This is a genomic window from Streptomyces capparidis, assembly GCF_054782095.1.
On record NZ_BAAGTD010000022.1, the window covers coordinates 97,328 to 120,318 of the forward strand.

The 22,991-nt window shown below is 75.7% G+C and carries 18 protein-coding genes; 9 read left to right on the top strand and 9 right to left on the bottom strand.

Features of this window, described 5'->3' with window-relative positions; translation table 11 throughout:
• The first annotated feature begins 33 nt into the window (after window positions 1-33).
• From ACYVO2_RS19320 to sepH, 3 genes are all read left to right on the top strand, one after another.
• Window positions 34-1,368, top strand: coding sequence for an MFS transporter (locus tag ACYVO2_RS19320; RefSeq protein WP_461009119.1), 1,335 nt, complete (start codon window positions 34-36; stop codon window positions 1,366-1,368).
• Window positions 1,310-2,635 (top strand): D-arabinono-1,4-lactone oxidase, encoded by a 1,326-nt coding sequence (locus ACYVO2_RS19325; RefSeq protein WP_461009154.1) that lies wholly within the window; start codon window positions 1,310-1,312, stop codon window positions 2,633-2,635. Before ACYVO2_RS19320 ends, ACYVO2_RS19325 begins: the two co-directional genes overlap by 59 nt.
• Window positions 2,636-3,081: 446 nt before the next feature.
• The gene (gene sepH / locus ACYVO2_RS19330; RefSeq protein ID WP_461009120.1) at window positions 3,082-4,089 is read left to right on the top strand and encodes a septation protein SepH; all 1,008 of its coding nucleotides are present in this window, start codon (window positions 3,082-3,084) and stop codon (window positions 4,087-4,089) included.
• A gap of 21 nt (window positions 4,090-4,110) precedes the next feature.
• On the opposite strand, the gene ACYVO2_RS19335 is transcribed toward sepH, so the two are convergent.
• A complete protein-coding gene (locus tag ACYVO2_RS19335) occupies window positions 4,111-4,467 on the bottom strand; it encodes a winged helix-turn-helix transcriptional regulator (protein ID WP_461009121.1) in 357 nt (118 codons plus the stop codon).
• Window positions 4,468-4,681: 214 nt separating this feature from the next.
• On the opposite strand from ACYVO2_RS19335, the gene ACYVO2_RS19340 reads away from it, so the two are divergent.
• Window positions 4,682-5,638: an NADP-dependent oxidoreductase gene (locus ACYVO2_RS19340; protein WP_461009155.1), complete on the top strand. Its 957-nt coding sequence runs from the start codon at window positions 4,682-4,684 to the stop codon at window positions 5,636-5,638.
• Between the two features lie 19 nt (window positions 5,639-5,657).
• On the opposite strand, the gene ACYVO2_RS19345 is transcribed toward ACYVO2_RS19340, so the two are convergent.
• Window positions 5,658-6,494 carry a sulfurtransferase gene (locus ACYVO2_RS19345; protein ID WP_461009122.1) on the bottom strand — a complete coding sequence of 279 codons (837 nt, stop codon included), beginning with the start codon at window positions 6,492-6,494 and terminating at the stop codon, window positions 5,658-5,660.
• Between the two features lie 268 nt (window positions 6,495-6,762).
• Here ACYVO2_RS19345 and ACYVO2_RS19350 point away from each other — a divergent pair, with 268 nt between their 5' ends.
• Window positions 6,763-7,575: a VOC family protein gene (locus ACYVO2_RS19350; RefSeq protein WP_461009123.1), complete on the top strand. Its 813-nt coding sequence runs from the start codon at window positions 6,763-6,765 to the stop codon at window positions 7,573-7,575.
• Window positions 7,576-7,583: 8 nt separating this feature from the next.
• On the opposite strand, the gene ACYVO2_RS19355 is transcribed toward ACYVO2_RS19350, so the two are convergent.
• The 4 genes from ACYVO2_RS19355 to ACYVO2_RS19370 all read right to left on the bottom strand — a co-directional run bounded on the left by ACYVO2_RS19355 (window position 7,584) and on the right by ACYVO2_RS19370 (window position 13,031).
• Complete coding sequence (locus ACYVO2_RS19355; protein ID WP_461009124.1) at window positions 7,584-8,264, bottom strand: thymidine kinase; 681 nt, start codon at window positions 8,262-8,264, stop codon at window positions 7,584-7,586.
• Window positions 8,265-8,317: 53 nt separating this feature from the next.
• Window positions 8,318-9,481 carry an alkaline phosphatase family protein gene (locus ACYVO2_RS19360; RefSeq protein WP_461009125.1) on the bottom strand — a complete coding sequence of 388 codons (1,164 nt, stop codon included), beginning with the start codon at window positions 9,479-9,481 and terminating at the stop codon, window positions 8,318-8,320.
• A gap of 18 nt (window positions 9,482-9,499) precedes the next feature.
• On the bottom strand, window positions 9,500-10,087 hold the full coding sequence (locus ACYVO2_RS19365; protein WP_461009126.1) for a DUF5998 family protein: 588 nt from the start codon (window positions 10,085-10,087) through the stop codon (window positions 9,500-9,502).
• A 181-nt stretch (window positions 10,088-10,268) separates the two neighbouring features.
• A complete protein-coding gene (locus ACYVO2_RS19370; protein ID WP_461009127.1) occupies window positions 10,269-13,031 on the bottom strand; it encodes a bifunctional acetate--CoA ligase family protein/GNAT family N-acetyltransferase in 2,763 nt (920 codons plus the stop codon).
• Window positions 13,032-13,174: 143 nt separating this feature from the next.
• Here ACYVO2_RS19370 and ACYVO2_RS19375 point away from each other — a divergent pair, with 143 nt between their 5' ends.
• Window positions 13,175-13,456, top strand: a complete 282-nt coding sequence (locus ACYVO2_RS19375; RefSeq protein ID WP_461009128.1) for an HPr family phosphocarrier protein — start codon at window positions 13,175-13,177, stop codon at window positions 13,454-13,456.
• 535 nt (window positions 13,457-13,991) lie between these two features.
• Here ACYVO2_RS19375 and ACYVO2_RS19380 read toward each other — a convergent pair.
• From ACYVO2_RS19380 to ACYVO2_RS19390, 3 genes are all read right to left on the bottom strand, one after another.
• On the bottom strand, window positions 13,992-14,696 hold the full coding sequence (locus tag ACYVO2_RS19380; protein WP_461009129.1) for a GntR family transcriptional regulator: 705 nt from the start codon (window positions 14,694-14,696) through the stop codon (window positions 13,992-13,994).
• Between the two features lie 215 nt (window positions 14,697-14,911).
• Window positions 14,912-16,279, bottom strand: coding sequence for a M16 family metallopeptidase (locus ACYVO2_RS19385; RefSeq protein WP_461009156.1), 1,368 nt, complete (start codon window positions 16,277-16,279; stop codon window positions 14,912-14,914).
• A 26-nt stretch (window positions 16,280-16,305) separates the two neighbouring features.
• Window positions 16,306-17,694 carry a M16 family metallopeptidase gene (locus ACYVO2_RS19390; RefSeq protein WP_461009130.1) on the bottom strand — a complete coding sequence of 463 codons (1,389 nt, stop codon included), beginning with the start codon at window positions 17,692-17,694 and terminating at the stop codon, window positions 16,306-16,308.
• Window positions 17,695-17,899: 205 nt separating this feature from the next.
• Here ACYVO2_RS19390 and ACYVO2_RS19395 point away from each other — a divergent pair, with 205 nt between their 5' ends.
• From ACYVO2_RS19395 to ACYVO2_RS19405, 3 genes are all read left to right on the top strand, one after another.
• A complete protein-coding gene (locus ACYVO2_RS19395) occupies window positions 17,900-20,350 on the top strand; it encodes a DNA gyrase/topoisomerase IV subunit A (RefSeq protein WP_461009131.1) in 2,451 nt (816 codons plus the stop codon).
• A 114-nt stretch (window positions 20,351-20,464) separates the two neighbouring features.
• Window positions 20,465-21,391 (top strand): sucrase ferredoxin, encoded by a 927-nt coding sequence (locus ACYVO2_RS19400; RefSeq protein ID WP_461009132.1) that lies wholly within the window; start codon window positions 20,465-20,467, stop codon window positions 21,389-21,391.
• Window positions 21,388-22,989, top strand: coding sequence for a sensor histidine kinase (locus ACYVO2_RS19405; protein ID WP_461009133.1), 1,602 nt, complete (start codon window positions 21,388-21,390; stop codon window positions 22,987-22,989). Before ACYVO2_RS19400 ends, ACYVO2_RS19405 begins: the two co-directional genes overlap by 4 nt.
• Window positions 22,990-22,991: the final 2 nt, after the last annotated feature.

A 22,991-nucleotide genomic window follows, 5' to 3' on the forward strand; every position in this document is an offset into this window, starting at 1 on the left:
TCCGACCCACCCCCGTCCCGCCGTGGAGTACCTGTGCTCACCCCCTACCGCGCGATCTTCGCCGCCCCGGGCGCCAAGGCCTTCTCCGCCGCCGGGCTCGTCGCCCGGATGCCGCTGTCCATGCTCGGCATCGGCATCGTCACGATGGTCTCCGAGCTCACCGGCGAGTACGGCACCGCCGGCGCCCTCGCCGCCACCCTGGCCGTTTCTTTCGGGCTGATCGGCCCGCAGGTCTCCCGGCTGGTGGACCGCTTCGGCCAGCGGCGGGTGCTGCGCCCGGCCATGCTGGTCACGGTGGCGGCCGTCACCGCCCTGGTGCTCTGCGCGAGCCTGGACGCGCCGACGTGGACCCTGTTCGTGTGCACCGCCGTCGCCGGGTGCACCCCGAGCATCGGCTCGATGGTGCGGGCCCGCTGGGCGCATCTGTACGGCGGGACCCCGCAGTTGCACACCGCCTACTCCTTCGAGGCCGTCCTGGACGAGGTGTGCTTCATCGTCGGCCCGGTGCTGTCCATCGGCCTGTCCACCGCCGTGCTCCCCGCGGCGGGCCCGATCCTCGCGGTGGGCTTCCTCGCGGTCGGCGTGTTCGCGATCACGGCGCAGCGCGCCACCGAGCCGCCGCCGCACCCGGTGAAGCGCGGTGACACGGGTTCTGCGCTGCGCTCGCCGGGGCTGCGGATGCTGGTGGGCACGTTCGTGGCGACGGGGGCGATCTTCGGCAGCATCGAAGTGATCACCGTGGCGTTCGCCGAGGAGAAGGGGCACAAGGCGGCCTCCAGCCTGGTGCTCGCCGCCTACGCGCTCGGCTCCTGCCTGGCCGGGATAGCCTTCGGGCTGCTGCGGCCCAAGGGCCCGGAGCACCGCAGGTTCCTGATCGGCGTCGCCGCGCTGAGCCTGAGCATGGTGCCGCTGCTGCTGGTGAACAGCCTGGTCACCCTCGGGGTGGCGGTGTTCGTCTCCGGCCTGTCCATCGCCCCGACGATGGTGACCACCATGGCGCTGGTGGAGCGGCTGGTGCCCAGGGCCAGGCTCACCGAGGGGATGACCTGGGTCAGCACGGGCCTGGCCGGGGGCGTGGCGCTCGGGGCCTCGGTCGCGGGGCGGGCGGTGGACGAGACGGGCGCGGCGGACGCGTTCGCCGTACCGGCCGCCGCGGGCGCCCTGACGCTGCTGTTGGCGCTGTTCGGGGTGCGGCACCTGGTTCCCAAAACCGCCGCGACCCGGAACGATGCCCGTCAGATTCCGGGGCCGGGGGCGGAGCCCCCGCGCCGGGCCGGGAGCGACGCGAGCACTGGAGGGCAGCGTGAGCGTGACGGTGACCAGGGCGGGGCGGGCGAGCGCGGGGACCTGGAGCAACTGGGCGGGTAACGTCCGGGTGTGCCCCGCGCGCACGGTGGCGCCCGCGAGCACGGCGGAGCTGGCGGCCGCGGTGCGGGACGCCGCCGAGCGGGGGCTGCGGGTGAAGGCGGCGGGCACCGGGCACTCCTTCACCGCCGCCGCGGCCACCGACGGACTGCTGGTCCTGCCGCACCGGCTGACCGGCATCCGCGAGGTGGACCGGGCGGCGGGCACGGTGACGGTGGAGGCGGGGCTGCCCCTGAAGCGGCTGAATCGTTTCCTCGCCGCGGAGGGCCTGGCCCTGGCCAACATGGGCGACATCATGGAGCAGACGGTCGCCGGGGCCACCAGCACCGGCACCCACGGCACCGGACGGGACTCCGGCTCGCTGTCCGCGCAGGTGCGCGCGGTGGAGCTGGTGCTCGCCGACGGCTCGGTGGTCACCACGTCCGCGCGGGAGCGGCCCGAGCTGTTCGACGCGGCCCGCCTGGGGCTGGGCGCGCTCGGCGTGGTGAGCGCGCTCACCTTCGCCGTCGAGCCCGCGTTCCTGCTCACCGCCCGCGAGGAGCCGATGCGGTTCGACCGGGTCCTCGCCGAGTTCGACCGGCTGGTCGCCGAGAACGACCATTTCGAGTTCTACTGGTTCCCGCACACCGACGGCTGCAACACCAAGCGCAACAACCGCACCGACGGTCCCGCCGCCCCGCTGCCCCGGGTGCGCGGCTGGGTGGACGACGAGCTGCTGTCCAACGGGGTCTTCCAGGCGGCCTGCGCCCTCGGCCGCACCCTGCCCGGCGCGATACCGGCGATCGCCCAGGTCTCCAGCCGCGCCCTGTCCGCCCGCACCTACACCGACACCTCCTACAAGGTGTTCACCTCGCCCCGCCGGGTGCGCTTCGTCGAGATGGAGTACGCGCTGCCGCGCCGGGCCGCGGTGCCGGCGCTGCGCGAGCTGAAGGCGCTCGTGGAGCGGTCGGACTGGCGGATCAGCTTCCCCGTGGAGGTCCGGGTGGTGCCGGGCGACGACGTGTGGCTGTCCACCGCGCACGGCAGGGACACCGTGTACATCGCGGTGCACGTCTACCGCGGCTCGGCGTACCGGGAGTACTTCACCGCCGTGGAGCGGATCATGGTCGCGCACCGGGGGCGGCCGCACTGGGGGAAGCTGCACAGCCGTGACGCTGAGTATCTGGCGGAGGTGTATCCGCGCCTCGCCGACTTCACCGCGCTGCGGGACCGGCTCGACCCCGATCGGCGCTTCGGGAACGACTATCTGCGCCGGGTGCTGGGCGCGTAGGGCGGCCCGGCGCGGGCCCGGGACGGGACGGGCGCTCCTCGCACCGTCGGACCAGTACATCGGATGACCGCGAGAAGAGGGGATTTGCCCCGTACGGCGGTGTTTCGCGCATCTGAACACCGTTGCGGGGCAACGCCCAATCAGGGCAGGCTGTCAACTCCAGGCCGTATGCGGCGGTTCGACGGCGCGGTGGTCCACCGACATGGCCCGAATGGAGTACTGTGCCCAAGGTGTCGCGGCAAAGGTTGGAAAGGAGCGGCGCCGGGTGGCAGCAGACGTCACGCAGCGTTGCGAACAGGTAACCGTGCCATAACGGCGAGTCGTGGCACCGCCCGACACGCCAGGCAAGTCCGCAAGGTTGTGGCAGGCTGCACCCGGGCAGGCCACACTCGTCCAACGGGAGCAGCGACGCGAGACACGTCGGCAGGCGCCACCGGGAGGTCCCCATGCCCGAACTGCGTGTCGTGGCCGTCAGCAACGACGGCACACGACTGGTGCTGAAGGCTGCCGACAGCACGGAGTACACGCTTCCGATCGACGAGCGCCTGCGCGCCGCCGTGCGCAACGACCGCGCGCGCCTGGGCCAGATCGAGATCGAGGTCGAGAGCCACCTGCGGCCGCGCGACATCCAGGCGCGGATAAGAGCGGGCGCGACCGCCGAGGAGGTCGCCCAGTTGGCCGGCATCCCGGTGGAGCGGGTCCGCCGCTTCGAGGGACCGGTGCTGGCCGAGCGCGCCTTCATGGCCGAGCGCGCCCGCAAGACCCCGGTGCGGCGCCACGGCGAGAGCACCGGGCCGATGCTGGGTGACGCGGTCGCCGAGCGGCTGCTGCTGCGCGGCGCCGAGAAGGACTCCGTGCAGTGGGACTCCTGGCGGCGCGACGACGGCACCTGGGAGGTGCTGCTCGTCTACCGGATCGCCGGCGAGCCCCACTCCGCGAGCTGGAGCTACGACCCGCCGCGCCGCCTTGTGCAGGCGTGCGACGACGAGGCGCGCAGGCTGATCGGGGAGAGCGCCGAGCAGCCCGAGCCGAGCCTGCCGTTCGTCCCCAGGATCGCCCGGCTGCCCCGCGACCGCTCCGACCGGGAGCGCGACCGGGACCGCGACCGCACGCCCGCCGCGGAGCGCGGCGAGGACGAGCGCGACTCGCTGACCAGCCTGCTGGACGTGGTGCCGAACTTCCGCGGCGACATGGTGGTGCCCGACACCGCCGAGGACCCCGCGGCCGAGGCGGAGGAGGCGCAGGTCGCCGAGGCGGCTCCGCCCGCGGCCAGCGCCGGCGCGGGCGCCGCTTACGCGGACGTGCTGATGCCGCGCACCGTGGCCGGGCACCGCGACCGGCTGGTCGGCAGCACGGACCGCCAGGCCGAGGCCGACGGCGTGCGCCCGGGCCGCCGGGCGACGGTGCCGAGCTGGGACGAGATCGTCTTCGGCAGCCGCAGGAAGAAGGAGTAGCGCCGGGCGGGCCCGCCCCGTTCACCCGATCCGGTGCAGGTTCTCCTCCGCCCAGGTGCGCAGGTCGGCCAGCGGCCGGGCGGCGCCGCGGCCCAGTGCGGTGAGCTCGTACTCGACGTGCGGCGGAACGGCCGGGTAGACCGTCCGCTCCACCAGGCCGGCGTCCTCCAGGCGGCGCAGCGTCCTGGTCAGCACCTTGGGACTGACGCCCTCCAGCCTGCGCTGGAGGGCGCCGAACCGGACCGGCCCGTCCTCGAGTGCGCCGATGGCCAGTGCCGACCACTTGTTGGCCAGCAGGTCGAGCAGCGCCCGGCAGGGGCACTGGGCCGCGTAGACGTCGTGCTTGTCGTGCCGGCCGGTTTCGCAGCCCGCTGCCATGGAACCTTCCTCCCGTGCCGCCGGGCACCCCTGGACGCACTACCCGGAAGATAGTTGTTTCCCCCAGGGTAGTAGGGGCCCTTGCGGGTCACCGCGGCGGGCCGCCTACCGTGTCGCGCGGCGGCCGGCTCCGTGCCCGGTCCCCTCCCCCTCCCTTCGTCCGAGGAGCATCGCCTTGTCCGAGCAGAACGGAACGATCTCTTCCGCACCCGTGATGCGCGCGGTGACCCAGCACGCCTTCGGCGGCCCCGAGGTGCTCGTCCCCGCCGAGGTCCCCCGCCCGGCTCCGCTGCCCACCGAGGTGCTGGTGCGCGTGGTCGCCGCAGGCGTCAACCCGGTGGACCGCAAGACCCGCGAGGGCGGCGGCATGGCCGGGGTGCTCGGCGAGCCGCCCTTCGTCCTCGGCTGGGACGTCTCCGGCGTGGTGGAGGAGGTCGGCTTCGGCGTGACCACCCTCGAGCCGGGCGACGAGGTGTACGGCATGCCGTGGTTCCCGCGCGCCGCGGGCGCCTACGCCGAGTACGTGACCGCGCCGTCCCGCCAGTTCGCCGTCAAGCCGGCCTCGCTCGGCCACGAGGAGGCCGCGGCCGTGCCGCTGGCGGCGCTGACGGCCTGGCAGGTGCTGGTGGACACCGCCCGGGTCACACCGGGTCAGCGGGTGCTGGTGCACGCCGCGAACGGCGGGGTGGGCCACTTCGCGGTCCAGCTCGCCAAGCACCTGGGGGCGCACGTCGTCGCCACCGCCAGGGCCCGCCACCACGACTGGCTGCGCTCGCTGGGCGCGGACGAGCTGGTCGACCACACCGAGGGCCCCTTCGAGGAGCGGATCTCGGACATGGACGTGGTGGTGGACCTGGTCGGCGACGAGGGCGACCGCACCAGCACCCGCTCGCTGTCCGTGCTCTCCCCCGGCGGCCTGCTGGTGGCCGTGCCCTCCGGCGCCGCCGCCGACCTGGGCCGGGTGGCCGAGCGGGCCGGGGTGCGCGCCACCGGGTTCCTGGTGGAGCCGGACGGCCCCGCGCTGGCGCGCCTGGCCGAACTCGTCGACGACGGCCGCGTCGCGGTGGCCGTCCAGGAGGTGTTCCCGCTGGAGCGGGCCGCGGACGCCCACCGCAGGCTCGCCGAGGGCGGGATGCGGGGCAAGCTCGTGCTGCGGGTGGCCGCCGGCTGAGCCCGCCCCGCGCCGCGGCTCAGCCCGGCTCCGCGCCCGTCGCCACCGGGCGGGAGGAGTCCGCGGTCCACTCGCTCCAGGAGCCGACGTACAGCGCGGCCGGCACCCCCGCCAGCTCCAGGGCCAGCACCTGCTGGGCCGCGCTGACACCGGATCCGCAGTAGACGCCGACCGGCGCGGAGCCGTCGGCGCCGAGCGCGGCGAAGCGCGCGGCCAGCTCCTCGCGCGGGCGGAACCGGCCGTCCCCGGCGAGGTTCCCCGCGGTCGGCGCGCTCACCGCGCCGGGGATGTGCCCGGCCACGGGGTCGATCGGCTCGACCTCGCCCCGGTAGCGCTCCCCGGCGCGGGCGTCGAGGAGCAGCCCGGAGCGGGCCAGCGCGGCGGCCTCGTCCGCGGTGAGGGACGGCATGCCGCCGGGCCGCGCGGTGAAGTCGCCGTCCTCCGCTGCGGGCACCGCGCTCTCCAGCGGGAGCCCGGCGTCGTTCCAGGCCCGCAGGCCGCCGTCGAGCACCCGCACCCGGGCGTGGCCGGTCCAGCGCAGCAGCCACCAGGCGCGCGCGGCCGCCCACCCGTCGGCCGCGTCGTAGGCGACCACCTCGCGGCCGGACCGCACCCCCGCCCGCCGCATCGCCGCCTGGAAGACCGCCAGGTCCGGCAGGGGGTGGCGGCCCCGCTCGCCGGGCGGGCCGGCCAGCTCGCCCTCCAGGTCGACGAAGTGGGCCCCGGGGACGTGGCCCGCCTCGTACTCGGGCCTGCCGTGCGGGCCGCCGAGCCGGTAGCGCACGTCCAGGACGGCGGGCGGGTCGTCCGCGCGCAGCGCCCGGGCCAGCTCGTCGGTGGTGATGATGGGTTCCATGGGCCCATTGTGGTCCCCGGCGGGGGATGCGATGGTTCCTTGGGCGGGGTCGGCGACACACCCCCTTTCGCTCCCTTAGGCTCCTTTTGTTCGGTATTGCCGCTCGGTATTGCCGCTGTTCGGCATTGCCGCTGTTCGGTGTCGCTGTTCGGTGTTGCCGCTCGGTGTTGCCGCTCGGTGTTGCTGCTCGGTGTTGCTGCTCGGGGCCGCTCCCGGTGGGCAGGAGATCTCCCGGACGGCGAGCGTTCGAGGTTGCGAGGAGAGTGCGATGAGCGAGGTCCCCGCCCGGCCGGTGCACGGCACCCCCTGCTGGGTCAGCCTGCTGGTGCGCGACCTGCCGGCCGCCGAGCGGTTCTACGGCGCCCTGTTCGGGTGGGAGTTCCGGCCCGGGCCGCAGCGCCTGGGCCCGTACACCCGGGCGGTGCTCGGCGGGCGCGAGGTGGCGGGCATGGCGCAGATCCCGCGGGACCGCCGCATGCCGGTGTCCTGGACGGTGTACCTCGCCGGCGACGACGCGGACGCGACGGCCGAGCGGGTGCGGGAGGCCGGGGGCACGGTGGCGGTGGGGCCCATCGAGGTGGACTCGGCCGGGCGGATGGCGATCGCCTCCGACCCCGCGGGCGCCGTCTTCGGGATCTGGGAGCCCCACGAGCGCGTCGGCACCGACCTGGCCCCCGAGCCGGGCCGCCTGGTGTGGAACGAGCTGATCACCCGGGACCCGTCCTGGATCGACACCTTCTACATCGCCGTGTTCGGCTACACCACCGAGCAGGTGCCGAGCCCTTTCGAGTCCCGGATGCTGCTGTGCCTGAAGGACCGGCCGGTCGCCGGGATCAGCGGGGTGGGCGACCGCCTGCCCCGCACCCGCCCCCCGTACTGGATGTCGTACTTCTCCGTGTCCGACGCCGACGCCACCGCGGCGCGCGTGCGCGACCTGGGCGGCAGCGTGCTGCGGGAGCCCCGGGACTCCCCGTACGGGCGCCAGGTCGTCCTCGCCGACCCGGAGGGCGCCCGCTTCGCGGTCGTGCAGGGCCCCGAGCCCCTGGCCGAACCGGACCCCCTGCCCCCGCCCGGCGCCTGAGCGCCCGGCTAGCCCGCCACCGGGGCCTGCGCCCCCTCGCCCGCGGCGTCCACCGGCAGGACGTCGGGGGACAGGGCGCCCGCCCGCGCGGAGGCGGCCGTCATGCGGCGGCGGTGGTGCCTGCGGCACAGCACCTCGTAGCCGACCTCGCCCGCGGGCCGGCCCACGTCGCCGACGACGACCTGCGCGCCCTCGACCACCATCGCCCCGCCTACGGTGCGGGCGTTGTGCGTGGCCCTGGCCCCGCACCAGCACAGCGCCTCCACCTGGAGGGTCTCCAGACGGTCCGCGAGCTCCACCAGGCGCTGCGAGCCGGGGAAGAGCCGGGCGCGGAAGTCGGTGGTGATGCCGAACGCGAACACGTCGATGCCGAGGTCGTCCACCACCCGGGCCAGTTGGTCCACCTGCGCCGGGGTGAAGAACTGGGCCTCGTCGGCGATCACGTAGTCGGCGCGCCCGCCCGCCGACAGATGGCCGACGACGTGCGCGTAGAAGTCGAAGGAGTCGGTGACCTCCACGGCGCGGGTGGCCAGGCCCAGGCGGCTGGAGAGCACGCCCTCCCCGGCCCGGTCGTTCCTGGTGAAGATCAGGCCCTCGCGGCCCCGCGCGGAGTGGTTGTGGTCCATCTGGAGGGCGAGCGTGCTCTTGCCGCAGTCCATGGTTCCGTTGAAGAACACAAGTTCGGGCATGGCGGGCGCGGGCCTTCCTTCGGGGTCGAGCGGGCGGGTGGGCGGAACGGCGGTCAGGTGCGCAGTTCGAGCAGGGGGACGAGCTGCTCGACCGGCGTCATCGAGCCGTGCAGGCCCACCATGGAGGACTCGCCCGGCTCGCTCCTGCTGGCGATCACCGCCATGTCGTCGCGGGCGGCGGCCACCACGTCGCCGATCCTGCCGTACACGCGCGGGTCCACCACCGGGCCGAACCAGCCCGCGGCGATCGCCTCGTCGCGGGTGGCCACCCACATGCGGTCGCCGAGCACCTCGCTCCACACCGCGTACACGTCGCCCGCGGCGCCCGGCACCGCGTACACGTGCCGGGCCCGGCCCTCGCCGCCGAGTTCGGCAACGCCGGCGCGCAGCTCCCAGTCGTCGTCGAAGTCCACCCGGTGCTCCGGCGCGATGTCGATCATGCCGTGGTCGGCGGTGACGTACAGCGCCGAGCGCGGCGGGAGCTGCTCGGCCAGGCGCTGCGCGAGCTGGTCCACCCGGGAGAGCTGCCACCGCCACTGGTCGGAGTCCACGCCGTGCCGGTGGCCGGTGCCGTCCAGGTCGCTGTAATAGGTGTAGACCAGGGTGCGGTCGGCCGCGGCGAGCCGCTCGGCGGCCAGGTCCATCCGCTCCTCGCCGGTCAGCCGCCCGAAGAACGTGCCCCCGGACAGCGCCACCCGTGTCAGCGGCGTGTGCTCGAACAGCGGCGAGGAGACCTGGCAGGTCTCGATGCCCGCCGCGTGCGCGCGCTCGAACACGGTCGGATAGGGCTGCCACTCGGCCGGGTCGGTGTACGGCTGCCAGCGCAACTGGTTCATCAGCGTGCGCGTGCCCGGCACCAGCACCATGTACCCGGCCAGGCCGTGCGCGCCCGGCGGCAGGCCGGTGCCCACCGAGGCCAGGGAGGTGGCGGTGGTGGAGGGGAATCCCGCGGTCAGGGGGCGGCCGGTGCCGCCGAGGGACGTCTCCAGCAGGGAGGTCAGGAACGGCGCCTGTTCGGGGTGGGCGCGCAGCAGCTCCCAGCCGAGGCCGTCCACCAGGAACAGGCAGGCCCGGTCGGCGGGCTCCAGCGCCAGGCCGCCGTCGGGGCCGGGCAGGCCGAGGCCGCGGGCGATGGCGGGCAGCACGTCGGCCAGGGAGGCGGAGCCGTACAGCGGGGCGGGCGCGGCCTGGGGGTCTGCGGGTGCGGGGTGGTTCATCTGCGGGTGCGGCGCCGCTCAGCCCGCGGCCTGGGCCGTGGCCTCGGACAGCGCCTGGGCGAACGCCAGGGTCTGGGTGACCGTCTCGGGTCCGTCCCCGGCCTCGCTGACGCGCAGGCTCAGGTCGTCGGAGGTGGAGGAGCCGGTGTAGCCGTGGTCGGCCTCGCAGTTGGGGTCGCCGCAGGCGGCGGGCTCCAGGTCGAGGCGGTTGACGGCGCCCCAGCCGATGGTCAGGACGACCTCGCGGGGCAGGGTGCCGGGGGTGTACGACTCGGGGTTGGCCACGACGCGGCTGAGCACCACCGAGGAGATCCGGGAGAGCTTCACCGACTCGGTGGAGGTGGTGGCGTAGGGCGAGGGCGAGGTGTCGTCGGCGGCCTGCTCGTCGGTGTGGCTGACGATGAACCTGGTGCCGGTGAGGACCAGCACGGTCACGTGCCTGCGCACCTCGTTGGCGTCGAACGTGGTCTCCTGGTGCACCAGGTAGGACACGACCGGCTCGTTGCCGACCGCGGACTCCACCGCCTCCGCGACGAGCGCGGGGTAGTAGCCGCTGCGCTCGATGGCCGTGCGCAGGCCCTGGGTCGTCGTACCGGTCTTCGCCATGAGGTCCATCCTAGGCCGTAACGGGCCGCGGGACAGACACGCCGGGCAAGGCCCCAGGGGCGCCCGGCGCCCGCTCGCGGGCCGTCCGCGCCCTCCCCCGCGGCCGTGCGCGCCCCGCCGTCCGGCCGTCCGGGCCCCGCCGTCGGGCCGCGCGCGCCGCGGCGGCCGGGCCGGTGCGGCGTCAGTACCGCGACAGGCTGCGCGGGCCCAGGTCGTCGCGGGCCGGCGGCCGGGCCAGGCACACCGAGGCGCCGAGCACGGCCAGGCCCCGGGGAGCGACGACGACCGGCTCCAGGTCGACGAGCGCCACCTCCGGCAGGTCGTGGACCAGCAGCGACACCCGCAGCAGCAGCTCCTCCAGGGCGGCGGTGTCCACCGGCTCCGCCCCCCGGTAGCCGAACAGCAGCGGCGCCGCCCCGATGGAGCGCACCAGCTCGGCGACGTCCCGGTCGGTGGCCGGGACCAGCCGGTGGGCGACGTCGCCGAGCAGCTCGGACGCGGGCCCGGCCAGGCCGAACGACAGCACCGCGCCGACGGCCGGGTCCACCGCGGCCCGCACCACGGTGTCCACCCCGCGCGGCGCCATGGCCTGGACCACCGGGCGGAGGCCGCCGGGGTCGCCCAGGGTCCGGGTCAGCTCGCGGAACGCGCGCCGCAGGTCGTCCTCGTCGGCGAGGTCGAGCCGCACCCCGCCGAGGTCGGGGCGGTGCCGCAGCCGCTCCGCCGTGGTCTTCAGCGCCACGGGGTAGCCCAGTCGCCCGGCGGCCTCGGCGGCGGCGTCCGCGGTGGGCGCGGGCAGGGCGGGGCGCACCCGGATCCCGTAGCGGGCCAGCAGCCGGGCGGCCTCCGCGTCGTCGGCCACCAGGGGCGCGTCCGGCCGCTCACCCGCCTCGTGGGCGGTCAGCAGCGCGGCGACCCGGGCGCGGGCGGCGGGCACGTCCACGTCGTCGTAGGCGGGGACCCGGCCGGGGTCGGCCTCGGCGCGGCGCCAGGCGGCGTGCCGCACCGCCTCGGCCAGCGCCCGCACGGCCCGCTCCGCGGCCGGGTAGGTGGGCAGCCTGGGGCCGCCCTCGTCGCCGGTGAGCAGCTCCGGCAGGTCGTCCAGGGCCAGGTGGACGACCAGGACGGGCTTGTCCGCGCCGTCCGCCGCGGCGCGCAGGGCGCGGGCGAGCGCGGGCGCGTCCCACGGCTCGTGCGCGCCGTCGCCGCCGACCGGGGGTATCGCGGTGACCAGGACGGCGTCGGTGCCGTCGTCGGCGAGCGCGGCGGCGAGCGCGGCGCGGAAGTCCTCGGGGGTGGCGGCGGTGGTCAGGTCGCGGGGCGGGGACGGCTCGAGGGACGCGGTCAGGCAGGCGTCCTGGGCGAGCACGCCGAGGGACTCGGAGTTGCCGAGGATCGCGACCCGGCCGCCCGCGGGCAGCGGGCGGCAGTCCAGCAGCAGCCCGACGTCCAGCAGTTCGGTGACGGTGTCCACGCGGATCACCCCGGCCTGGCGGAACAGGGCGTCCACGGTGGCGTCGGGGATGCGCGGGGCGGGCACGGCGTGCCCGGCGGGGACGCCGCTGGCGGTGTGCCGCCCGGCCTTGACCACCACGACGGGCTTGGCGCGGGCGGTGCGGCGGGCGAGGCGGGTGAACTTGCGCGGGTTGCCGAACGACTCCAGGTACATCAGCACCACGCCGGTGGCCGGGTCCTCGTGCCAGTACTGGAGCAGGTCGTTGCCGGAGACGTCGGCGCGGTTCCCGGCCGAGACGAACGACGACAGGCCGAGCCCGCGCCGGTGCAGGCCCGCCAGCAGCGCTATGCCGATCGCGCCGGACTGGGTGAACAGGCCGATCCGGCCGGTCGAGGGCAGCCGCGGGGCGAGGGAGGCGTTCAGCCGGACGTCCGGCGCGGTGTTCCCGACGCCGAACGCGTTGGGGCCGATGACGCGCATGCCGGCGGCGCGGGCCAGGCGCACCAGCTCCCGCTGCCGGGCGCGGCCCGGCTCGCCGGACTCCGCGTAGCCCGCGGCGACCACGACCAGGCCCTGCACGCCGTGGGCGCCGCAGTCGGCGACGGCCTCGTGAGCGCGCTCGGCGGGCACCGCGATGACGGCGAGGTCCACCGGCTCGGGGATGTCGTGCACCGAGCGGTGGGCGGGCACGCCCTCGGGCTCCAGGGTCGTGCAGTCCTCGGGGAACGCGCTGTTGACGGCGTGGACGCGGCCGGTGAAGCCCGCGTCGAGCAGCCCGCCGAGCAGGGCGCGCCCCACACCGCCGGGGCGGCGCCCGGTGCCGACCACCGCCACCGAGCGCGGGGCGAGCAGGCGGCGCACGGAGCGGGCCTCGGCGCGCAGCTCGCGGGCGCGCATCACCTCCACCGACGCCTCGGTGGGCTCCAGTCCGAACTCCAGGCGCACCACGCCGTCCTCGAAGCTGCGGTGCTGGGTGTACCCGGCGTCGGTGAACACCTTGATCATCCGGCGGTTGGACGGCAGCACCTCGGCGACGAAGCGGCGGATGCCGCGCTCCCGGGCGACGGCGGCGATGTGCTCGAGCAGCGCGGAGGCGACCCCGCGGCCCTGGTGGGCGTCCTGCACCAGGAACGCCACCTCGGCCTGGTCGCCGCCCTCCTGCCCCCGCCGGCCGATCCGGTCGTAGCGGACGGTGGCGATGAACTCGTCGCCGACGACGGCGGCCAGGCCCACCCGGTCCACGTAGTCGTGGTGCGTGAAGCGGCGCACGTCGCGGTCGGACAGACGCGGGTAGGGCGCGAAGAACCGCAGGTACTTGGACTCGTCGGAGACCTCGGCGTAGAAGGCCACCAGGCGGTCGGCGTCGTCCGGGGCGATGGGGCGGATGTGCGCGGTGCCGCCGTCGCGCAGCACGACGTCCGCCTCCCAGTGCTCGGGATAGCGCCTCTCCGGCGGGTGCTCCCCGGCCTGCCCGCTGCTGACTGCCATTGTGCCAGCGTATGCCGTAAATCACGGTCGGGCGGTGTCCGAGGGCCGCGGCCGGTTTGAGAGAGTGGGGGCGGGCCGGGCCCGGGGTGCCGCCGCGTCCGCCCGGCCCGGACAACCCCGCATTCTCCGTGAAGGGCTACACCATGGTCGAGCGCCGTGTCACCGTCGGTTGGGCCGAGGGCCTGCACGCACGCCCCGCCTCCCTCTTCGTCCGCGCCGCGACCGCGGCGGGCGTCCCCGTGACGATCGCCAAGGCCGGGGGCACCCCGGTCAACGCCGCCAGCATGCTGGGCGTCCTGGGTCTGGGCGCGCAGGGCGGCGAGGAGGTCGTGCTGGCCTCCGAGGCGGACGGCGCCGAGGCCGCCCTCGACCGCCTGGCGAAGCTGGTCGCCGAGGGCCTGGACGAGCTGCCCGAGACGGTCTGAGCGGCGGCACCGCCCCGCGTGAAGGCGCGCCCCCTCGCCGGGGCGCGCCTTCACGCGCATACGGGGCGGGGCGGCGGCTGCGCACGGGGGTCGCGCTCGGGCCGGCGCGGGGCGGCGGGGCGTTCGGGGGTTCCCGGGCCTTGTTCCGGCTTCCGTCTCCATCGCCGGCTCCGGTCTCCGCTCCCGGCCCCCGCTCTGCTCTCCGTTCCCGGCTGCGGTCTCCGGCCCCGGTCCCGGCCGCGTTCCCGCCCCACGTGTCCGGCCGCCGTTCCCGGCCCTCCCTCCCCCGCCGTCTCCGTTCCCGGCTCATTTCCCCGGCCCGGCCCACGGCCCCGTGCCCGCCCGTCGTATCCGGCCGCCGTTGTCGGCTCCGTTCCGGACCCGACGCCCCCATTCCCGGCTCCGTCCCCGCCCCGCCTGTCCGGCCGCCGTTCCCGTCTCCGTTCCCGCCCCCGATAATTCGCCGGGCGCCGTTGTATACAGCAGAACCGTTGAATACGAGGACACCGCCTGTTCCGGGCGTGTTTCGTTCTCCTCACCGCCGGCTGGCGCTGCCCGTGCCCTTCGGGGACCGCCCGTTCTGCCGGGGCATGCGGCGCAGCCGGTACGCCGCGGCCGACCGCTCCACGTGCAGCGCCGCGAGCCGCCGCGCCCGCTCGGCGTCGCCGCGGGCCACCGCGTCCGCGATGGCCGCGTGCTCGCCCCAGGACTCCTCGGCGCGCATCGGCAGCTCCACCGAGTACACCCACGTCAGCTTGTGCCGGAGCTGGGTGAGCAGTTGCGCGAGGCTGGTGCTGCCCGACGCCTGCGCGAGCGTCTCGTGGAACCAGCCGTCGAGCGACGGCAGATCGGACAACTGCCGCTGCTGCGCCCGCTCCTGACCGAGTTTCACCAGCCCGCGCAGCACTTTCACATGCGCCTGCGTGCGGCGCTGCGCGGCGCGGGCGGCACCCAGCGGCTCCAGCAGGGCGCGGATCTCCAGCAGGTCGGCGGACTCCTCCTCGGTGAGCTCGGCCACCGAGGCGCCCGCGTGCCTGCGGGTGCGGACGAAGCCCTCGGACTCCAGGGTGCGCAGGGCCTCGCGGACCGGGACGCGGGAGACGCCGTACCGCTTGGCCAGCAGCTCCTCGGCCAGCCGGCTGCCGGGCGGGAAGTGGCCCTTGATGATGTCGTCGCGGATCGCGGCGCAGACCGCCTGCGCGGAAATCCGCCCGCCCGACGCCGCGCCCGTCCCGTTCACACCCGTCCCCGCATGGCCGGCCCTTTTCCTTAATGGCCGCGTAACGCGGCGTATCCACTTTCTTTCGCGACTCTATTTCAGGAATGCTCCGGCCCGATGAACAGGAGGAAACATCGCAGGCCGGAACCGGACACAAGCGGGGGAAACGCGTGCCCCGGCACGCGTGGCGCGCGCCGGGGCACATGGCGGGCCGGACGGAGCCGGTCAGCGGCCGCTCAGGGGCCGATCACCCGCACCGGGCCGATGCCGAGCTCCTCCACGGGGCCCGCAATCGCGGAGGCGTCGCCGACCAGCACCGTGACCAGCCGGTCCGGCGGGAACGCCCGCACCACGGCGGCCGTGGCCTCCACCGTGCCGACCTCGGTGAGCCGCTCGTAGAAGCGGGCCTGGAAGTCGTCGGGCAGCTCCTGCTCGACCTGGTCGGCGAGGGTGGCCGCGACCGAGGACGCCGTCTCGTACTTCAGCGGCGCCACCCCGACCAGGTTCTGCACCGCGGCCTCCCGCTCCTGCTCGGTGAGGCCGCCCTCGGCCAGCTCCCGCAGCACCCGCCAGGTGTCGGCGAGCGCGGGTCCGGTGACGTCGGTGGCCACCGAGCCGCTGATGGCGAGCATGGAGGCGCCCGAGCCGTCCACGGCGGAGCGCAGCACCTGGCCGAAGGCGCGCACGCCGTAGGTGTAGCCCTTCTCCTCGCGCAGCACCCGGTCGAGACGGGAGGTGAGGGTGCCGCCGAGGCAGTAGGTGCCGAGCACCTGCGCGGGCCAGGCCGGATCGTGCCGGTCGGTGCCGACCCGGCCGATGAGCAACTGCGTCTGCACCGCCCCCGGCCGGTCCACGACGATCACGCGGGCCGTGTCGTCGCCGACGATCGCCGGGCGGGCCCAGGGGGCGGCCTGCCCGCCCGTCCAGGCGCCCAGGGTCGAGCCGAGCGCGGCGCCCAGGTCGATGCCGGTGAGGTCGCCGACCACGACGGCCGTGGCGGTGGAGGGCCGCACATGCGCGGTGTAGAAGTCCCGGACCGCCCCGGGGGTGATCCGGGCCACCGACTCCTGGGTGCCCTGGCGGGGGCGGGAGATGCGCTGCTCGCCGGGGAACAGGTCGGCGTACAGGGCGACGGCCGCGCGCCGCGCCGGGTTGGCCAGCTCGTGCGGGATCTCGTCCAGCCGGTTGGCGACGAGGCGCTCGACCTCGTCCGGGACGAACGCCGGGGCCCGCAGCGCGTCGGCGAGCAGCCCGAGCGCCCGCTCCAGGCGGGAGGCGGGCACCTCCAGGGAGACCCGCACGCCGGAGTGGTCGGCGTGCGCGTCCAAGGTGGCGCCGCAGCGCTCCAGTTCGGCGGCGAACTCCTCGGCGGAGTGCCGGTCGGTGCCCTCGGACAGCGCCCTGGCCATGATCGTGGCCACGCCGTCCAGGCCCTCGGGCTCGGCGGCCAGCGGCGCGTCGAGCAGCACCTCGACGGCGACGATCTTCTGCCCGGGGCGGTGGCAGTGCAGCACCGTCACCCCGTTGGGCAGGGCGGAGCGGGCGGGGGCGGGGAAGTCCCACGGCTTGGCGGGGCCCGCCTCGGGCCGCGGGTGGAACGTCATGCTGGGCGTCACGTCGGTCACGTCGGTCACTGGCCGTCCTCGGCTTCCTGCGCTTCTCCGGCTCCCCCGGCCGCCTCGCCGGCGGGGTCATCGGCTTCCTCCCGGCCCGTGGGCTCGTACACCAGCACGGCGCGGTTGTCCGGGCGCAGCCGGGCGGCGGCGACGGCCCGCACCTCCTCGGCGGTGACCTCCAGCACCCGCTCCACGGCGTTCAGCGCCAGCGACGGGTCGCCGAACAGCGTGGCGTACCGGCACAGCTCGTCGGCGCGGCCGCCCGCGGTGGCGAGCCGGTCCAGCCACTCGCGCTCGATCTGCGCCTGGGCGCGCTCCAGCTCCTCGGGGGTGGGCCCCTCCTCGGCGAAGCGGGCCAGCTCCTCGTCCACCGCGGCCTCGGCGGCGGCGGCCTCCACCCCGCTGGAGAGCTTCAGGTCCAGCCAGCCGAGCGACGGGGCCTGAGCCAGTCTCAGCAGCCCGAAGGAGGCGCCGACGGCGAGGCGGTCGCGGCGCACCAGGCGGTTGTGCAGCCGGGAGGACTCCCCGCCGCCCAGGACGGTCAGCGCGAGGTCGGCGGCGTCGGCCTCGCGGACGCCGTCCTGCGGCAGCCGGTAGACGGACATCACGGCGCGCGCCGGCACGTCCTCGCGGACCACTTGGCGCACCTCCCGCCCGATCACCGCCGGCAGGGCGCCGTCGCGCGGGCGGGGCTTCCCGTCGTGCGAGGGGATGGAGCCGAAGTACTTCTCCACCCAGGCGAGGGTCTGCTCGGGGTCGATGTCGCCGACGACCGCGAGCACCGCGTTGTTCGGCGCGTAGTAGGTGCGGAAGAACGCGCGCGCGTCCTCCAGGGAGGCGGCGTCCAGGTCGGCCATGGAGCCGATGGGCGTGTGGTGGTACGGGTGGCCCTCGGGGAAGACCATCGCGACCAGGCGCTCGAACGCGGTGCCGTAGGGGACGTTGTCGTAGCGCTGGCGGCGCTCGTTCTTCACCACGTCCCGCTGGTTGTCCAGGCTCTCCAGGTCCAGCGCGGCCAGGAGGCTGCCCATGCGGTCGGCCTCCAGCCACAGGGCGAGCTCGACCTGGTGGGCGGGCATGGTCTCGAAGTAGTTGGTGCGCTCGAAGCTCGTGGTGCCGTTGAGGGAGCCGCCCGCGCCCTGCACCATCTCGAAGTGCCCGTTGCCGCGCACGTTCGCCGAGCCCTGGAACATCAGGTGCTCGAAGAGGTGGGCGAGGCCGGTGCGGCCCGGCACCTCGTGCCGGGAGCCGACGTCGTACCACAGGCACACGGCGGCGACCGGCGTCAGGTGGTCCTCGGAGAGCACCACCCGCAGGCCGTTGGCGAGGCGGTGCTCTGTGGCGGTGAACCCGCTGCGCGGGGGCACCGCCGGGCCGGTGTCCGGCGTGGCCGTCTGGGCCATGGGCGTCGCGTCCTTCCCGGTTGCTGCTTCGGGGCCATGGTCGGGCCCTCTTCGCACCCTAACGCGCGACGGTGACGGGCCGCTCGACCCCGTGGCCCCGCGCCGGACGGGCCGCGGGTCGGGGATGTCGGCGGCTGGGTCCACAATGGAGGCCGCCAGTACCAGCCCAGGCCCCACGCAAGGAAGAACGGAGCACCGGGAGAAGATGGCCCGCCGCAGCACCAAGACCCCGCCTCCCGAGGAGTTCGAGGAGCGCATCCTCGACATCGACGTCGTGGACGAGATGCAGGGCTCCTTCCTGGAGTACGCCTACTCGGTCATCTACTCCCGTGCCCTGCCCGACGCCAGGGACGGCCTGAAGCCGGTGCACCGCCGCATCCTCCACCAGATGGGGCAGATGGGCCTGCGCCCCGACCGCGGGTACGTCAAGAGCGCCCGGGTCGTCGGGGAGGTGATGGGCCGCCTGCACCCGCACGGCGACGCCTCGATCTACGACGCCCTGGTGCGCATGGCGCAGCCGTTCTCCATGCGGCTGCCGCTGGTCGACGGGCACGGCAACTTCGGATCGCTGGGCAACGACGACCCGCCCGCGGCCATGCGGTACACCGAGGCGCGGATGGCCGCGGCCGCGATGCTGATGGTGGAGTCGATCGACGAGGACACCGTCGACTTCGCCCCCAACTACGACGGCAGCGAGGCCGAGCCGCTGGCCCTGCCCTCGGCGTTCCCCAACCTGCTGGTGAACGGGGCCTCGGGCATCGCGGTCGGCATGGCCACCAACATGCCGCCGCACAACCTGGGCGAGGTGGTGGCCGCGGCCCGCCACCTGATCAAGCACCCCAACGCCGATCTGGACACGCTGATGCGGTTCGTGCCGGGCCCCGACCTGCCCACGGGCGGGCGGATCGTGGGCCTGGACGGCATCAGGGACGCCTACGAGACCGGCCGCGGCACCTTCCGCATCCGCGCCACCGCCTCCATCGAGGACGTCACCCCGCGCCGCAAGGGCATCGTCGTCACCGAGCTGCCGTACAACGTCGGGCCGGAGAAGGTGCGCGCCAAGGTCAAGGACCTGGTGGCGCAGAAGAAGCTCCAGGGCATCGCCGACCTGAAGGACCTGACCGACCGGCAGCACGGCCTGCGGCTGGTCTTCGAGATCAAGAACGGCTTCCACCCGGAGGCCGTGCTGGAGCAGCTCTACAAGCTGACGCCGATGGAGGAGACCTTCGGCATCAACAACGTGGCGCTGGTGGACGGCCAGCCGCTCACGCTGGGCCTGAAGGAGCTGCTCGAGGTCTACATCGACCACCGCTTCACGGTGGTGCGCCGGCGCAGCGAGTTCCGGCGCGGCAAGAAGCGCGACCGCCTGCACCTGGTCGAGGGCCTGCTGGTCGCACTGCTCGACATCGACGAGGTCATCCGGATCATCCGATCCAGCGACAACGCGGCCGAGGCCAAGGGCGCGCTGATGGAGCGGTTCTCCCTCAGCGACACCCAGACGCAGTACATCCTCGACACCCCGCTGCGCCGTCTGACCCGATTCGACCGGATCGAGCTGGAGGAGGAGCGCGACCGCCTCACGGCCGAGATCGAGGAGCTCACCCGGGTCCTGGAGTCGGACGCGGAGCTGCGCAAGCTGGTGTCGGCGGAGCTGGCCGCGGTGGCCAAGAAGTTCGGCACCCCGCGCCGCACGGTGCTGCTGTCCTCGGCGGGGCAGCCGACGGCGGCCGTCCCGCTGGAGGTGCCGGACGACCCGTGCCGGGTGCTGCTGTCCTCCACCGGGCTGCTGGCCCGCACCACCGGCGACGAGGTGTTCGCCGACAGCGGCGGCCGGTCCAAGCACGACGTGGTGGTCTCGGCGGTCCCGGCGACGGCCCGCGGCGACGTGGGCGTGGTGACGTCGGCGGGCCGGCTGCTGCGGCTGACCGTGATCGATCTGCCCGCGCTGCCGCCCAGCGCCTCCGCGCCGAACCTGGCGGGCGGCGCCCCGCTCACCGAGTTCGTCTCCCTCGCGCCGGACGAGGCGGTGCTCTGCCTGACCACGCTCGACGAGTCCTCGCCCGGCCTCGCCCTCGGCACCGAGCAGGGCGTGGTCAAGCGCGTGGTGCCCGAGTACCCGGCGAACAAGGACGAGCTGGAGGTGGTCTCCCTGCGGGAGGGCGACCGGGTGGCCGGCGCGGTGGAGCTGCGCACCGGCGAGGAGGACCTGGTGTTCATCACCTCCGACGCGCAACTGCTGCGCTACCCGGCGGGCCAGGTCCGGCCGCAGGGCCGGGCGGCGGGCGGCATGGCCGGGGTCAAGCTGGCCGCGGGCGCCAAGGTCATCGCGTTCACGGCGGTGGACCCGGCGGCCGACGCCGACGTGGTGACGATCGCCGGGGTCGAGGGCGCGCTGGACGGCGCCGCGCAGGGCAGCGCCAAGCGCACCCCGTTCGAGACCTACCCGCGCAAGGGCCGCGCCACCGGCGGGGTGCGCTGCCAGCGGTTCCTCAAGGGCGAGGACCGGCTGGTGTTCGCCTGGGCCGGCCAGGCGCCGCCGCGGGCCGCCACGGCCGCCGGCGTCCCGGTCGAGCTGCCCGAGCGCGACCCGCGCCGGGACGGCTCCGGCGCGCCGCTGGCCAAGGCGGTGGCGGCGGTGGCGGCGCCGCTGCGCTGACCCGGCGCGGGCCCGCCGCCCGCGGCCCCGCGCGCCGCGGGCCCGCGGGCGGCGGGGGCCGGACGGCGGACGGCCGCGCGGGGGCGCGCGGCCGGATCGCTTACCCTCGCCGACGTGAGCACGTGTGCGAATGCCTCCCGTGACCTGGACGAACCCCTGGCCGCCACGGCGGCGGTGGCCAGGACCTGGCTGCTGGTGGAGCAGCCGGGCCCGTGGGGGCGCGACGCCCTCACCGACAGCCGCCTGCCCTCCGGCCTCGGGCGGGCGCTGACCGCGGCCGCCGAGGGCACCGGGGTGCGGGTGGCGCTGGTGCGCCGCCCCGGGCCGCACGCCGCCCCGGCCCGGCCCCGGCCCGCCCGGGTGCTGGCCGCGCACACGGCGCCCGGCCGCTCCTGGGTGCGGGCGCTGGACACCGCGGACCCGGCGGGGCTGCTCGGCCTCGACCTCGCCGCCCTCGGCCGCGGCGAGCACGGCGGGCTCGGCGCGGAGCACCGCGGCGCCCCCGTCGCCCTGGTGTGCACCAACGGCAGGCGGGACCGCTGCTGCGCCGTGCTCGGCCGCCCGCTGGCCGCCGAGCTCGCCGCGGCGGGCGGGGCCGAGGTGTGGGAGGTCACCCACATCGGCGGGCACCGGTTCGCCCCGACGGCGCTGGTGCTGCCGTACGGCTACGCGTACGGGCGGCTGACCGGGCCCGCCGCCAAGGAGGTGCTGGAGGCCACCCGGGAGGGCCGGGTCGCGCTCCCGTGGTGCCGCGGCCGCTCGGCGTGGGAGCGCCCCGGGCAGGCCGCCGAGCTCGCGGTGCGCGCCCGCACCGGCGAGGACCGGGCGGAGGCGCTGACGGTGGGACCGGGCGCCCCGGACGGCGGGGACGGGCGGTCGGTGGTGCCGGTGCGGCACGTGGACGGCCGCGCCTGGCACGTCGTCGTGGAGCGGCGCGAGCTGCCGCCGCCGCGGCCGGAGAGCTGCGGCGCGCCGCCGGGTGCGCCCCGGGCGTTCACGGCGGTGCGGGTCGCCCCCGCGCGGGCGGGCGCGCGGCCGTGACCAGGCCCCGCTGGCTGGCCCAGGTGTGGGCGCAGGTGCTGCTGGTGCAGTTGGCCATCGCCGCGGTGGTGAGCGGGCTCGCGGCCGTGCTGTTCCTGGCGCCGCTCGGCGACCAGCTCAACCGGGAGGCGATGAACCGGGCGCTGGCCATCGCCCAGTCCACGGCCGCCGACCCGGAGATCGCCCGGGGCGTGGCGGACGGCGACCTGTCCCCGGGCAACCCGGTGCAGCGGGCGGCCGAGCGGGTCAGGCGGGCCACCGGCGCGGAGTACGTGGTGGTGATGGACACCCGCGGGATGCGGCTGTCCCACCCGCAGCCGGACCGCATCGGCGAGCGGGTCAGCACCGACCCCAGCCAGGCCCTGGCCGGGCGGGAGGTCACCGCGATCGAGAACGGCACGCTGGGCCGCACCGCCCGCGGCAAGGTCCCGCTGCGCGACGCGGGCGACCGCATCGTCGGCGCCGTCTCCGTCGGCATCCCCTACGTGGGGGTGCGCCAGCGCCTGCTGTCCGCGCTGCCCGAGCTGCTGGCGTACGCCGCCGCCGCGCTCGCCGTGGGCGCCGTGGCCGCGCTCGAGGCGTCCCGCAGGCTGCACCGCAGCACCCGCGGCATCGAGACGGCGGAGATCGCCTCGCTGCTCGCGGAGCGGGAGGCGATGCTGCACAGCATCCGCGAGGGCGTGGTGGCGCTGGACGCGCGCGGCCGCATCCGGCTGGTCAACGACGAGGCGCAGCGCCTGCTCGCGCTGCCCGGACACGCGGCGGGCCGCCCGGTGGAGGAGGTGCTGCCGCCGGGCCGCCTCGCGGACGTGCTCACCGGCCGGGCGACCGGCGCGGACCTGCTGACGGTGGCCGGGGACCGGGTGCTGGTCGCCAACCGGATGGCCACCGAGGACGGGGGCGCCGTGGCCACGCTGCGGGACCGCACGGAGCTGGAGCAGCTCGGGCGGGAGCTGGACAGCACCCGGGGTCTCACCGAGGCGCTGCGCGCCCAGGACCACGAGCACGCCAACCGCCTGCACACCCTGATGGGCCTGCTGGAGCTGGGCCTGCACGACGAGGCGGTGGAGTTCATCACGGACGTCGCCGGGGCGCACCGCTCCACCGCGGCGCGGGTCGGCGCGCAGGTGCGGGACCCGCTGGTGGCGGCGCTGCTGGTGGGCAAGGCGGCGGTGGCGGACGAGCGCGGGGTGGACCTGCGGCTGTGCGAGGACGCGCTGCTGCCCGAGTCGGTGGTGGACTCCCGGGACCTGGTGACGGTGCTGGGCAACCTGGTGGACAACGCGCTGGACGCGGCGGCGGGCGGGCGCGACCCGTTCGTGGAGGTGGACGTGCGCGCGGAGGGGCGCACGGTGGTGCTCAGGGTGGCGGACAGCGGGCCCGGGGTGCCGCCGGAGGCGCGCGAGAAGGTATTCACCGACGGCTGGTCCACCAAGCGCCCCGCCGGGCACCGCCGCCGGGGCCTTGGCCTGGTCCTGGTGCGACGCCTGGCGGAACGCTACGGCGGCACGGCGACGGTGGGCGCCCGCCCCGGCGGCGGCGCCGTCTTCACCGTCGTCCTGCCGGAGGCCGTGACGGCGAGGACGGAGCAGACCTGAGG

What these genes read in the sequence shown, in the direction of transcription:
- sepH (WP_461009120.1), top strand. Translation starts at nt 3,082, where the DNA reads ATGCCCGAACTGCGTGTCGTGGCCGTCAGCAACGACGGCACACGACTG.
- ACYVO2_RS19335 (WP_461009121.1), bottom strand. Translation starts at nt 4,467, where the DNA reads ATGGCAGCGGGCTGCGAAACCGGCCGGCACGACAAGCACGACGTCTAC.
- ACYVO2_RS19340 (WP_461009155.1), top strand. Translation starts at nt 4,682, where the DNA reads ATGCGCGCGGTGACCCAGCACGCCTTCGGCGGCCCCGAGGTGCTCGTC.
- ACYVO2_RS19345 (WP_461009122.1), bottom strand. Translation starts at nt 6,494, where the DNA reads ATGGAACCCATCATCACCACCGACGAGCTGGCCCGGGCGCTGCGCGCG.
- ACYVO2_RS19350 (WP_461009123.1), top strand. Translation starts at nt 6,763, where the DNA reads ATGAGCGAGGTCCCCGCCCGGCCGGTGCACGGCACCCCCTGCTGGGTC.
- ACYVO2_RS19355 (WP_461009124.1), bottom strand. Translation starts at nt 8,264, where the DNA reads ATGCCCGAACTTGTGTTCTTCAACGGAACCATGGACTGCGGCAAGAGC.
- ACYVO2_RS19360 (WP_461009125.1), bottom strand. Translation starts at nt 9,481, where the DNA reads ATGAACCACCCCGCACCCGCAGACCCCCAGGCCGCGCCCGCCCCGCTG.
- ACYVO2_RS19365 (WP_461009126.1), bottom strand. Translation starts at nt 10,087, where the DNA reads ATGGCGAAGACCGGTACGACGACCCAGGGCCTGCGCACGGCCATCGAG.
- ACYVO2_RS19370 (WP_461009127.1), bottom strand. Translation starts at nt 13,031, where the DNA reads ATGGCAGTCAGCAGCGGGCAGGCCGGGGAGCACCCGCCGGAGAGGCGC.
- ACYVO2_RS19375 (WP_461009128.1), top strand. Translation starts at nt 13,175, where the DNA reads ATGGTCGAGCGCCGTGTCACCGTCGGTTGGGCCGAGGGCCTGCACGCA.
- ACYVO2_RS19385 (WP_461009156.1), bottom strand. Translation starts at nt 16,279, where the DNA reads ATGACGTTCCACCCGCGGCCCGAGGCGGGCCCCGCCAAGCCGTGGGAC.
- ACYVO2_RS19390 (WP_461009130.1), bottom strand. Translation starts at nt 17,694, where the DNA reads ATGGCCCAGACGGCCACGCCGGACACCGGCCCGGCGGTGCCCCCGCGC.
- ACYVO2_RS19395 (WP_461009131.1), top strand. Translation starts at nt 17,900, where the DNA reads ATGGCCCGCCGCAGCACCAAGACCCCGCCTCCCGAGGAGTTCGAGGAG.